Source organism: Rhodanobacter sp. Root561, from assembly GCF_001427365.1.
Taxonomy (GTDB): domain Bacteria; phylum Pseudomonadota; class Gammaproteobacteria; order Xanthomonadales; family Rhodanobacteraceae; genus Rhodanobacter.
Map to the genome: position 1 here is coordinate 146,626 of NZ_LMGH01000012.1, position 13,076 is coordinate 159,701.

The 13,076-nt window shown below is 67.0% G+C and carries 8 protein-coding genes; 2 read left to right on the plus strand and 6 right to left on the minus strand.

Annotated features, from left to right (window positions below; genetic code table 11):
• The first annotated feature begins 35 nt into the window (after nt 1-35).
• On the plus strand, nt 36-980 hold the full coding sequence (locus ASD55_RS11670; protein ID WP_056766319.1) for a LysR family transcriptional regulator: 945 nt from the start codon (nt 36-38) through the stop codon (nt 978-980).
• On the opposite strand, the gene ASD55_RS11675 is transcribed toward ASD55_RS11670, so the two are convergent.
• From ASD55_RS11675 to ASD55_RS11700, 6 genes are all read right to left on the minus strand, one after another.
• Nucleotides 964-2,001, minus strand: a complete 1,038-nt coding sequence (locus tag ASD55_RS11675; RefSeq protein WP_162248787.1) for a DUF1176 domain-containing protein — start codon at nt 1,999-2,001, stop codon at nt 964-966. The genes ASD55_RS11670 and ASD55_RS11675 overlap by 17 nt on opposite strands.
• A 94-nt stretch (nt 2,002-2,095) precedes the next feature.
• Nucleotides 2,096-3,397, minus strand: coding sequence for an MFS transporter (locus tag ASD55_RS11680; protein WP_056766322.1), 1,302 nt, complete (start codon nt 3,395-3,397; stop codon nt 2,096-2,098).
• Entirely contained in the window at nt 3,394-4,962 is a 1,569-nt protein-coding gene (locus tag ASD55_RS11685) for a glycoside hydrolase family 30 beta sandwich domain-containing protein (RefSeq protein WP_056766323.1), read from the minus strand. Before ASD55_RS11685 ends, ASD55_RS11680 begins: the two co-directional genes overlap by 4 nt.
• A gap of 48 nt (nt 4,963-5,010) precedes the next feature.
• Complete coding sequence (locus ASD55_RS11690; RefSeq protein WP_235577790.1) at nt 5,011-7,530, minus strand: glycoside hydrolase family 3 N-terminal domain-containing protein; 2,520 nt, start codon at nt 7,528-7,530, stop codon at nt 5,011-5,013.
• Between the two features lie 204 nt (nt 7,531-7,734).
• Nucleotides 7,735-10,662, minus strand: coding sequence for a TonB-dependent receptor (locus ASD55_RS11695; protein WP_056766325.1), 2,928 nt, complete (start codon nt 10,660-10,662; stop codon nt 7,735-7,737).
• Nucleotides 10,663-10,895: 233 nt separating this feature from the next.
• Nucleotides 10,896-11,735: an endonuclease/exonuclease/phosphatase family protein gene (locus ASD55_RS11700; RefSeq protein WP_200946156.1), complete on the minus strand. Its 840-nt coding sequence runs from the start codon at nt 11,733-11,735 to the stop codon at nt 10,896-10,898.
• A 248-nt stretch (nt 11,736-11,983) separates the two neighbouring features.
• Here ASD55_RS11700 and ASD55_RS11705 point away from each other — a divergent pair, with 248 nt between their 5' ends.
• Nucleotides 11,984-12,955, plus strand: a complete 972-nt coding sequence (locus tag ASD55_RS11705) for a DUF2268 domain-containing putative Zn-dependent protease (protein WP_056766327.1) — start codon at nt 11,984-11,986, stop codon at nt 12,953-12,955.
• The last annotated feature ends 121 nt before the right edge of the window (nt 12,956-13,076 follow it).

Sequence of the window (13,076 nt, forward strand, 5' to 3'; positions counted from 1 at the left end):
TCCCGAAACCAGTATTCAGTCGCGCTGAACAATCCATGGATCGCCTGCAGAGCATGTTGTATTTCTCGCGCGTGGTCGCGCTGAAGAGCTTCCGTCGCGCCGCCGCCGAACTGGGCATGTCGGCCGCCACGGTGACCATGCACGTGCGCCGGCTCGAGCAGACGCTGGGCGTGCGCCTGCTCGACCGCAACACCCGATCGCTGAAGTTGACCGAGGACGGGGTGATCTATCTCGGGCACTGTCGTCAGGTGCTCGACGACATCCGGCAGATGGAAACCCTGCTGGGTTCACACGGCAAGACGCTGCGTGGCGTGCTGCGGGCGGACGTGCCGATGATCCTGGGACGGCGGATCATCGCCCCGCAGTTGCAGGTGTTCCTGCGCCAGCATCCACAGCTCACCCTTCAACTGACCATGGAAAATCGCTCCAACGACCTGATCGGCCGCGACTGGGATTGCGCGATCCGCATCGGCGAACTGCCGGACTCCTCGCTGCTCGCCCGGCAACTGGGCGCCATGCGCTGGATCACCTGCGCCGCGCCCGATTACCTGGAACGCGCCGGAACGCCGCAGTCGCCGGAGGACCTGGCCCGGCATAACTGCCTCGGCTTCATGCCGGTAGGCCAACGCACGCCCGCACCCTGGCAGTTTCTTCGCGATGGCAAGATCACCGCCATGCTGGTTCACGGCAACCTGAGCATGGACTCGCTGGATCCGCTGCTGGAAGCCGCGGCCGCCGGCGCCGGCATCGTCCAGGTCGACGAGCTGGCCGCCCGCGACCTGCTGGTGCAGCATCGGCTGCGCCAGGTGCTGGCAGGCTTCGCGACCGACGGACCGCCAATCATGCTGATCGCCAACAGTGGCCGGCAGATGCCGGCCAAGGTGCGCGCATTCGGCGACTTCGTCGCCAGGCTGCTGAGCCGACCCGATGACCCGGAACCTGCGCGAGGCGGTGGCGCCTCCGTCAGCGGATCGCGATGACCAGGATCGGCAGTTCCCATGCGCCGCCGGGCGCCATCAGCTTGCACATGCCGGAGCCGGACAGTGCCGTCTGTACAAATTGCCGGCCATCCCAGGTCCATCGCTCGGAGGACAGGCAATCGCCCAGGCCACGCCCCTTCTGGCTGGATTCGATGCCGCCATCGGCATAGCCGGAGCCGTCCGTGGTGACCAGCACCGGCGCGAAGGGCGGTTTGGCGTGGATGACCCAGTAGGCATAGCCCTCGTTGTAGGCGGCCTGCCAGCACATGACCGAAACCAGCCAGTGCCCATCGTCGAGTCGCGCCGCCTCGAAGGAAAGCTCGTCCGGCCTGGCCTCGAACAGGTTCGCGCAATCGTCCGCGCTGGTGGTGGCGGCAAGCTGCTTCTGCAGCGTGGCCGCCTGCCGCTGGAGGACGGGCGAAGGCACGGTGGCGTGATCGAGGACCTTCGCCGCATGCAGCAGCGGCATCGGCTGCGCTGCCGGCACCTGCTGCTCGTCGTGCAGCCCCTTCCTGACCAGTGCGCCCCGGGTGCCGATGCGTCCCTGCGCATCATCCATCTTCAGCAACACCGCACTGGCGCCGTCGCCGGACAGATGCCAGCTGCCACCGCCAGCGAGAAACTCGATCCGGTTGTGCCGGGACAGCGATGCGATCAGCTCCGCCACCTGTTCGCCGGAAAGCTGGCCGATCGCGGTCTCGTGACTGACCGACACGGTGCCCACGGCCTTGCCATCGATGCGCATCTGCAAGATCGCCGGATCGGGCAGCCGCTCGAGCATCGCCACATCGTCATCGCCGTACTGGCCAAGCATCAACTGACCGGCCACCGTCGTGCCCGGCCCCGCCTTGCGCGTCAACAGCACCGAGACGGCGTGGGCGTCATCGTCCGTCTGGTAGCCGGCAGCGCGACAGGTTCCGGTGTTGTCGCAGGCGATCTCCCAATCGCCGTGTTGGAACTGGACTCCCGACCGGCTCGGGCTGGTGGGGCCGGCGTGCGCCGTCATCACAGATAGGGCCACTGCGAGAAATCCGTATCGCCTCATGATGCATTCCTGTTGGGGGTTGACGGGTTGATCCGCGATTGCCGCGATCTTTCCCTATGCTGCGTGTCACTCAAGTCACCCGCTCGCCCGCGGCCACACGAACCGCGGTCACGTCGGCCGGTTCGGGATGGATGGCCAGACGCAGCCGGCCTCCGCTCCGCAACAGCCGCAGGTGCCGGTGCCTGACCAGGTAGGTCACCGCCACCGCTGCTGCGGCCACGCCGGCCAACGCGCCCACTCCCAGCGCCCAGCGTGCGCCGAAGCGGTCGACCACCCAGCCGACCAACGGCGCGCCGATCGGCGTGCCGCCCATCACCACCGCAATCCGCAACGCCAGCACCCGGCCACGCATGCCGCGTTCGGTGGTGAGCTGCATCATGGAATTGCTGGCGGTCATGAAGGTGAGCGCGGCCACGCCCACGAAAAACAGCACGCCGGCGAACAGGAGCGGACCGGGCATCACCGCTGCCAGCGCCAGGGTGAGGCCGAACGCCGCCGCGGCACCGCCCATCAGCACCATGCCGGGCAGTTCGCGACGGGCCGAAAGCAGCGCCCCGCACATGGTGCCCGCGGCCATCGACGAGGTCAGCAGGCCGTACTGGCTGGCGTCGCCGTGGAACACTGTCACCGACATGGTCGAAATGTAGATGGCGAAGTTGAAACCGAACGTGCCGAGCAGGAACAGCATCACCAGCACGGCCATCAGGTCCGGCCGTCGCCCCACGTAGCGAAACCCCGCGAGCAGGCTGCCGCGCGTGCTGGCAGGCCGCGCCTCGGCATGCAGCTCGTCCACCCGCAGCATCCACAGCGACACCATCACCGCGGCGTACGAACCCGCGTTGATCAGGAACAGCCAGCCCTCGCCGACCGCGGCAATCAGCACGCCGGCCACCGCCGGCCCCAGCATGCGGGCGGCGTTGAACGAGGCGGAGTTCAGCGCCACCGCGTTGGCCAGGTCATCGTCGGTGACCAGGTCCGACACGAAGGCCTGCCGTGCCGGCGCGTCGAACGCGGTGACGATGCCCAGCAGCAGGGCAAAGCCGTACACCTGCCACAACTGCACCACGCCGGTGATGGTGACCAGCCCCAGCCCCAGTGCCAGCAGGCCCGAAACCGCCTGGGTGAACAGCAGCAGCTTGCGGCGGTCCAGGTGATCGGCGGCCAGCCCGGTCAGCGGCAGCAACAGCAGCGGCGGCCCGAACTGCAGCGCCATCACCGTGCCTACCGCGGTCGCGTTGTGGTGGGTCAGCACGGTGAGCACCAGCCAGTCCTGGCCCACCCGCTGCATCCACGTGCCCACGTTGGACACCAGGGCACCGGCGGCCCACAGCCGATAGTTATGACTGCGCAGCGAATGGAACATGCCGCTCATGGCTTGCCGCCCGGGTGTGGGGAAGTGTCGGCGCTCGGCGCGGCGATCGTTGCGGCGGCCGGCGCATCCGCGCCATCGCGCGTCCAGACAAACGTTGCCACGCTGCTGGCGGGCAGGTCGTACTCGAAGCGCAATGCGCCCTGCCGCACCGACAGGCGGTTGGTCTGGGTGTTGCCGTTGACCGCCACCAGCACCACCGAGCCCTCGTCCGGATTCTGGAAGGCCACTTCGTGCACGCCTGCGTTGGTGTTGCCGGACTTCACCCGCACCGCGCCCGGCAACACGAACCGGCTGAAATGGGCGAACGCGTAATACTCGTCATTGCGGCTGATCGCGCCCGTGCTGGAATCGATGGTGACCACGCCCTTGCACTCGTCGCAGCCGCCCGCGTGGGGGCCATGGTTTTCGTCCAGAGCCAGGTTCCAGTACACCACGCCCCGCGCCCAGTTCTTCACTCCCATCATCACGATGTTGCGCGCAAACAGCAGCAGCTCGCCGTTGCGGGCGGACGGCCAATCGCCACCCGAGCACTCGGTGAGGTAGGCGTCCTTGCGGGGAAACGCGCGGTGCACCGTGGTCTGCGCACTCGGGTCGCCGCTGTAGCAATGCCAGGCGATGCCCGCGAGATAGCGTTGCGCATCGGGATCGGCCAGCACGCTCAGCGGCTGGTCGGGTGCATCCCAGTTGTGGTCCCAGCCCAGGATCACCGTTTCCGGCTTGCGCCCTGCCAGGGCGGGGCCGAGATACTTGCCGATGATCCGGGCGCGCGCATCGGCGGCCAAGGTCATGCCCGGATAGGTCAGCGGTTCGAACGCGGGCTCGTTCTGCACGGTCAGCGCGAAGATCGGTATGCCGGCACCCTGGAACGCGTCCACGAAGTGCACCAGGTAGGTCGCATAGGTCGCCTCCCAGGATTCCAGCAAGGTGCCGCTGATCAGGTTGGCGCTGCTCTTCATCCACGCCGGCGCACTCCACGGCGAGGCGATGATCAGCGCGCCGGGCTGGATGGCCAGGATGTCGTGCAGCACCGGAATCACGTTGCGCTGGTCCACGGCGACATTGAAATGCTGCAGATCGGGATCGACCTCGCCGGCGGGCATGTCGTCCGGGCTGTAGTGCTGCAGCGAGAAATCCGAGGCGCCGATGGTGATGCGCAGCATGTTGAAGTTGAGCCCCGGCGGCGGACCGAACAGCTCCTGCAGCAAGGCGCTGCGCTGCGAAGGGCTGAGCCGGTTCTGGATCAGCCACGCCGACGAATCGCTGAGGGCCGCCCCGAAGCCGGCCATGGTCTGGTACTTCCGGTCGAGGTCGATGACGACATCGGCCTCGCTGGCACTCGCGGCCTGCGGGTGCGCGAACGTATCGGACTGCGCCGCCAGCTGCAGGCGGCGATCCGCCGTGCTCAGCCACACGTGGACCCGCGGGCCGGTGAGCGCAAGCACCTTGCCCGTGGTTCCCGCGAACAGGCCCGGGCGCGGCCAGTCCATCGCCGCCAGCGCCACCAGTGTCAGCAGCAGCACCGACAGCAAGGGCGTCCAGCGACCCACCCCCGAGGCTTCATCCATGGCGCGATCGCTTGCCCCGGATGGATCGGTGCACCCCCGGTTCGGCGCTCATCGCACCACCGTCCCGGGACAGGTCGCCTCTGCGGCGCCGGCGCTGCCCGCCGCGATCCGCACATTCGCGAACGCGGCCGAGAACGGCGGCGCGGCGAGCACGCCGAACGGCACGTCGACATGGGCAAGGTCCGCCCCGGGCCGGATGAAGCACTGCAACGGGATGGACACCGCATGTCGCTGGCCCGTCTTGTACGCGGCGAACATCGCGCTGACATCCACCGTCCGCGTGCAGCCCTCGCCGCAGCCCATGTAGATCGTGACCGGACCACGTGCCGGCGTGCCGATCACCAGGTCGAACTGCAAGGCGGCATGGGTGGCCAGCAGCGGCATCAGGTCGGTCGGCTGCGGGCTCTGCGCGAAGAACCGGCCGGGCCCGCGCCAGGTGATCGACTTCGCATCCTGCTGCGTGTTGACCTGCACCGTGCGCAGGCTGAAAACAGGCTGGCCGGCAGGCCACTCGATCACCGCATTCAGGTCCGCGCCCACCGCCTGCACCTTCTTGCCGTCACGGCCCGCGCCCAGGTACAGCGCAAAGGGCGACTGCGCCAGCGTGTGGAAGATCGGCAGCGTCGAGCTGTTGGCGCAGGTCATGACGTCGGCATGCAGCGGCAGCGCCGGCAGCTCGTGGTGGGCGCGATAGTGCAGGCCGTAGCCACGCCCGAACAGCCAGTTCGCCGCCTGGTCGTCGCCCGCGTACGGGCACGGCACGCCCGGCCACGGCATCGACAGCGTGCCGATGAAATCGAACGCGGGCTTGCCCTGCCCGTCGGCGAACAGCAGGTCGGCGATGCCCTCGCCTTCCGAGCCGGGCAGCCAGCCAGCCACGAACGCGTCGGAATGGTTGAGCAGCGCGTTGACGAAAAGCGGACGTCCGGACAGGAACACCGTCACCACCGGCTTGCCCGACGCCGCCGCAGCTTTCAGCACGGCCAGGTCCTCGGGATGACGATCGCCGTGGCGCAGCGTGGCCGAGGGAATGATGTCGCCCATGGTTTCCGCGTACGGGGTTTCGCCGATCACCGCGATGATCGCGTCGAACGTCCCGGGGTCCACGCCGTCGGCCGTGGCGCGGTAGCTGACGTTGGCCGCGCCGTCGGCCGCGCGGATGCCGGCCAGCACGCTGGTCGCGTTGGGGAAGTCGGCGTTGCCGTTGTCGGTGCCCTGCCAGGTCATCGACCAGCCGCCGACCTGGTTGGCGATGCTGTCGGCGCTCTTGCCGACCACCAGCACCCTGCTGCCGCGCCTGAGCGGCAGCACGTCGTGGTTGTTCTTCAGCAGCACCAGCGACTCGCGCACCGCGCGGCGCGCCAGCACCCGATCCTGCAGGCGACTCGCGTCGCCGGCCCCCGCGCGCTGCGACGGACGCTTGCCGAACGCGCCCATCACCAGCTTGGCGCGCACGATGCGGCTCACCGCATCATCGATGCGCGCCATCGGGATCTCGCCGTCCTGCACCTGGCGCGTGGTGTTGGCGATGAAGGCGCGCCAGTCGTCGGGCACCATCACCATGTCGATGCCGGCGTTGATCGCCTGGGGACAACTGGCATTGCTGCAGCCGGGCAGCTGGCCGATCGCGTTCCAGTCGGACACGATGAAACCGGGGAAGCCCATCTTCTCCTTCAGCGCGCCGGTCAGCAGCGCACGGGCGCCGCTCATCTTGCCGTAGTTGATCCCGTCGACTGCGTCGTCCCAGCTGTTGTACGACGCCATCACGCTGAGCACGCCCGCTTCCAGCGCGCCCACATAGCCCGCGCCGTGCACGTTGATCATGTCGCGTCGGCTCACTTTCGCCACGCCCTGGTCGGTGCCGTTGGCGGTCGCGCCATCACCGATGAAGTGCTTGGCGGTGGCCAGCACGTTGGCGTCGCCGAAATGCCCCTGCAAGCCGTCGACGTAGGCGCGGGCGTAGGCATGCACCAGCGGACCGTCGCTGGAAAAACTTTCGTAGGTGCGGCCCCAGCGCGCGTTCTGCGCCACCGCCAGCGTGGGTGCGAAGGCCCAGTCGACACCGGTGGCGCGCACGGCGCGCGCGGTGGCCGCGCCGATCTGCCGGATCAGCTCCGGGTCATGCGCCGCGCCCAGGCCGATGTTGTGGGGGAACAGCGTGGCGCCGAACACGTTGCTGTGGCCGTGCACCGCGTCCGTGCCCCAGATGAGCGGCACCTTCACCGGCGCATCGACCGCCATCGACGCGGCGTAGTAGCGATCCGCCAGCGCCAGCCAGTCCGCCGTGCCAGCATGCTTGTTGCCCTGCGGCCACGAGCCGCCGCCGTTGAGCACCGAGCCGATGTAGAACTGGCGCACCTGGTCGGGCGTGATCGACTTGATCTCCGCCTGGGTCATCTGGCCGATCTTCTGCGCCAGGCTCATCCGCGCCACGATGTCGTGCACCCGGGCATCGAGCTGCGGGTCGGCCTTCCGGGGCGAGGCGGTGTGCGGCCAGTCGGTGTAGTGCGTCGGCTCGCCCACCCCGGGCGAAGCCATCTGCGCTGCCATCGCACCACGGCCTGCCATCAACATCACCACGCTGGCGCAAACCAGACCCGCCCACCGGCTACCGATCATCGGAACTCTCACTCAAATCATCAAACCTGCGCGCGATGCCAAGCCCGTGCGCCACGTACCCGTGCGAACCGCGAACCACCACCGCTTCCGATCGTCATTCCCGCCCATGCGGGAATGACGTCGGGGAGAGCTGTCCGGTTTTGCCGGTCCAGCCTACAACTTGTAGTTGATGCCAAACAGGACCGTGCGCCCCCAGGTGTCGTATTCCAGCGGCCGGGTCATCGGCACGTTGTTCGGCAAGGTGGCGACCTGCACCGAGGAATCCGACGAGTTGGTCAGGTTGTTGACCTGCAGCAGCAGCGACAGTCCATTCCAGCGTCCGCTGCTGAACGCGTAGCCCAGTTGCAGGTCGGTCTGCCGGTTGGCCAGGATCTTCGTGTAGCCCAACTGGTCGAACAGGGCCACCGCCTCGCCGGTGAACGACGAGCGATAGCGTTCGGCCACGCGCACCGAGAAGCCGTAGCGCTCGTAGAACAGCGCCAGGTTCGCCACCTTGCGCGACAGGCCGGGCAGGGTCTTCGGGCCGCCCGGAACGGACGAAATCGACGACAGCGGAATCGAGCTGTTGGTCAGCGAAAAGTTCGCCTGCGCACCAAACCCTTCCAGCGCATGCGCCAGCAGGCCGCCCTCAAGCGCGCCGGACAATTCCAGGCCATCCATCTTGCCGCCGGTGCCGTTTTCCGGCGTGGTGAACGAACCGATGTTGCTGGTCGGCACCAGGGTCGGCGTGTCGTTGGTGTAATTGGAGAAGTCGTAGTCCAGCACGGTCTGGTTGTAGATGTAGTTGAGCAGGTTCTTGTGGAACACCGCCGCGGCCACGTAGCTGGCGTTGCCGAAATACTTCTCCCACGACAGGTCGGTGCCGACCGCCACGTACGGGCGCAGCTGCGGGTTGCCGCCGCTGCCCGACCACAGCACCTGGCCCGCGCCGGGACCGTCGGTGATCTTCGAGACGCCGGCCGAGGTGGACACCTTCTCGTCGTCAATGCGACCACGCGCCATGGTCTTGGCCAGACCGAAGCGCAGGTACTGCCGCTCGCCGATCTCGGCCACCAGGTTCAGGCTGGGCAACACGTTGTTGTACGTCGCGCCATCCCGGATGCTGCCGACCAGGCTGTCGCCATTGGTCTGCAACGCCCGCGACGACTGGTCGGTATGCACGAACTGCACGCCCACGTTGCCGCGCAGCGGGATGTCGCCCAGGCGCGTGTCGATGTTGAACTTCACGTAGGCCAGCGGCACCTTCTCCTCGACGGAATAGTTGCGGCTCCAGTCACCCTGCCCGTTCTTGGGCACCCGGTAGAACTGGTTGCCATACAGCGCGCCCAGCACGTTGTAATTGAGGATGCCGGAAATGCCGCCGTAGCCCAGCGAGGTGGGGTTGTACAGCAGCGAGGGATCGACCGGCGCGCTGAAGTGGTTCTGGTAGGTGTCCTGGGTCGAACCGTTGCCGTCGAGGTAAGCGAACAGCACGTCGGCATGCTTGGTCTTGGTGCGGTCCGAATAAGCCACGCCGAAATCCATGTCGCTGAAGATCCAGCCCACCGCATGGCTGGCCTGCAGGCGCAGCGCGTGGATGGTGTCGTCCTGGCGGTCCAGCTCCTCGCGACCGTTGTAGCCGTAGTTGTCCGGATCGGTGAACACCATCGTGCCGGGGTCGGCCAGGTTGGCCACCGGGCGGAAGTCCGGATAGCCGAAGCCACTGGACGTGTTGAACGCCACGTCGGTGAGGGCGCCGTTCGCCAGTCCGCTGAACAGGTAGGCATCGTGCAGCTTCACTCGTGCACTGGACGAGGACAGGTCGGCCATCAGCGTCCAGTCGCCCAGGTACAGCTTGTTGTTCCAGCCGAACGAGTAGAGCTTGTCGTGCTCCTTGGTGTATTCGTTCTGCAGGATCGGCGCGACGCCGAGAATGGTGCCGCCGGTGACGATCGGCAACGGCTGGCCGGGCACGGTCTGCACGTTGTCGTAGCCGACGTTGTCGTACGGGCTGCTCGACCACTGCGCGCCGTTGGTGAACTTGCGCTTGGTGAAAGTCGAGTAGTACATGTCCAGCTTCGAGTAGTAGGTGTCGTTCGGCGCCCACTCCAGCACGGTCATCAGGCCGTTGCGCTTCTGGCTCTGCGACTGCGCGCGCAGCTGCATGCCTTCCTGCGAGATCACGTTGTCCGGCATGCCCGGCGTGTGCGGGCCGCCCCAGTTCTGGTCGATGCCGGCGCTGCCGTTGTCGGCGCTCCACCACCACGCCTGGTACTGCTTCTCCTGGATCGGCTGGTCGACCGTGGCGACACCGATCGCGAGACCCAGCGTGTGGTTGAAGAACTGGTCGACGTACGAAAAGCTGGCGCGATGGCCGTTGGTATCGGTGCCGGTGCCCGGATTCAGCGAGCCGTTGCTGTTGTGTTCGCCGCGCAGGTTGAACACGAAGGTGCGCCTGGACAGATCCAGCGGGTTGATCGTGTGCAGGTCCACCGTGCCGGACAGGCCCTGCCCGACCAGGCTGGCATCGGGCGTCTTGTAGATGGTCACGCCGTTGATCAGCTCGGCGGGATACTGGTCGTATTCCACGCCCCGGTTCTCGCCCACCGTGGCCTGTTCGCGCCCGTCCAGCGTGGTGCCCGCAAAATCCGGCGACAGGCCGCGAATGGCGATCGCGTTGGCATGACCATCGGCGCGCTGGGTAGCCAGGCCCGACACGCGCGACAGGCTGTCGGCGATGCTGACGTCGGGCAGCTTGCCGATGTCCTCGGCGGAGATCGCCTCGACAATGTTGTTGGCGTCCTCCTTGGTCTTCATCGAGCTGGCGATGCTGCTGGCGATGCCGGTCACCACCACGCCGCTCATGTCCGTGACCGGCTGCTTCGGCTTCTTGCCGGCCTTGTCGCCGGGCTTCGCCTTGCCGTCCTGCGCCGTCGCAGTCGTGCTGACGGACGCCGCCTGCGGCTGGGTCGTGGTGTCCTGCGCGGCGGCAGGTCCGGCGCCGGCGAAGGCAAACAACGCGACTGCACACGCGGCAGCCAGCGGACGCGGATGAAAACGGACTGGCGCGGACGCGCCACGCAATGCACGACGATGGTTCATGAAGGCCTCCCTTTTGCCCCTGGTTTTGATTTGAAGTCGCGCTGGCAGCATGACGCCGATGTTGCGCCAGGCAGCCGCCACGAATTGGCGACGCGATCACTATGCGATGCGTCGGCGGCTGAGCCTACTCCGTTTGGATCAATCGCCGGAGAGCGGGCGCGACCTTCCGTTCAAAGCACAGTCACTTCGCAAAAATTTGCGTCGTGTTCACGACGCAGTCGTCCGTTGTGCCGCTACCGACCGAGCTCAGCGATCACGGGAAAATGATCGGAGGGATAGCGTGCGCCGTCGTGGGTGGTGATCGTGTGGACGGCGATCGCCTTGAAACCGCGGCTCAGTATCCAGTCGATGCGCTGGTCGGGGTTGCCGGTGAAATTGTGGAACGTCTTCGCCGGACCGGAGCGCGACGCCGCCGTCATCCACGCATCTTGCAGGTCATGCGTCAACGCGGCGTGCACCGACGTTTCGGGCGCGCAGTTGAAATCCCCGGCCAGGATCACCCGCGTGTCCGCAGGCAGCTTGCCGATCCACTGCACGATCTCCTTCGCGCTCAACATGCGCGGCCGCACATCCTCGTCGCGATACGGGAAGTGCGTGTTGAGATAGACAAAGCTGCCGCCGCCATCGCGCCGGTGAAACCAGGCCCAGGTCACCATGCGGGGGAGCGGTTGGCCCCAGGTCCGGCTGCCCGGCACGTCCGGCGTATCGGAAAGCCAGAAGTCGCCGGAGTGCTCCACCGTCAGGCGATCCGTGCGGTAGAACACGCCCATGTGCTCGCCCTTGGTGCCACCGTCGCGTCCCTGTCCGAACCACGCGTAACCCGGCAGGTGCGCGGCAAGATACTCGCCCTGCTCCTCGGTCAGTTCCTGGGTGCCGAGCAGGTCCGGATGCTGCTCCTTGATCACCTGCACCATCAGGTCGCGCCGGTTCTCCCAGGCATTCATGCCGGTATCCGCCGGCACCCGCACATTGAACGTCATCACCCGCAGCGGCGCTTCGGCCGCGCGTCCCGGGACGCACAGGCCAAGCATCAACACGCAGGCAAACACCGAAGACCAGTGGCGCAGGTTCATCAGCCATCTCCAGAACGGAAGCGGGAAGTCGAGTCTAGCGGGATTGCCGGCCGCTGCAGCCCCTGCAAAAACCTGCGGGCAGCACCGCGGTCGCGGTTGCCGTCGCGGAGGCGTCGCCAGGGAACGGACGCCGGGTCACCGTCGTCGGGTCGCCGACACGGGAAGATCGTGCGAGTCTTCGCCCTCGGGAACGGCCCGTGCCGGGCCATCAGACCACGGGACTAACGATGCGCCGATGGATATTTGCATTGCTGCTTTTTGTCGTTGCCGGCGCCGTGCCGGCAACTTCCGTCGTGAAGGCCGCACCATCGACAGCCCCCGGGCAACCGGTGGTGCGGATCGATGATGTCGCGCGTTTCTACGCCGTCTACGACAAGGCCCACGGCACGCCATCGGCTGCAGCACTGCAGGCTGGTTATCTCGACGGCGGATCGGCGGGACTGCAGCAGTTCGTCCAGGCGCGCATCTTTTCCGCGCAGAAGCTCGCCGATGCAATCGGGAAATCACCCGGGGCTTTCCGCGATGCGCGCCAGTGCGTACCGATGCTTCCGGCGGCACGCGAGCAACTGCGCCAGGTCTTTTCCGAACTGACCCGGCTGGACCCGCAGGCCGCCCTGCCACCGGTGACCATCGTCATCGGGCGCAACAACACCGGCGGAACCACCACGCCCGGAGGCGTCACTATCGGCCTGGAAGTCGTCTGCCGATCGAACTGGCTGGACCCGGACATCGTGCAGCGGCTGGTTCACCTGATCGCCCACGAGTACGTGCACGTACAGCAGCCGGCTGCGGGAGTCGATCCGCCGGCGGATGCCACGCTGCTGTTCACCTCGCTGGTGGAAGGCGGCGCCGAGTTCATCGGCGAGCTGACTTCCGGCGAGATCACCAACAGTCATCTGAAGCGATGGACGCGAGGCAGCGAATGCCGCATCGAACGCGATTTCGAAACCGGGGCGATGGGCACCGGGATGTCCGACTGGCTCTACAACGGTGTCGGCACGCCCGAGCGGCCGGGCGATCTCGGCTACTGGGTGGGTTACCGCATCGTGCGCGCCTATTACGCGCAGGCCACGGACAAGCAGCGCGCCATCCAGGACATCCTCAATGTCGACAACAACAACGCCGCCGCCCTCCTCGAACGCAGCGGCTGGCGGGCCGACCATGACTGTCGACGTGCCACTCGCGAGCAGCGGAAGGCATTCGCCGGAAACGGGCATTGATCCCGTGTCCTGACCGGCAGACGGCCGCACATGCCTGTGGCCAGACAGCTTTACCGAGAATCGACGCCACGTGTCCAAATCGCCGAAGCTCGCGCGTCATGGGAATGGCGGCGCACACTGC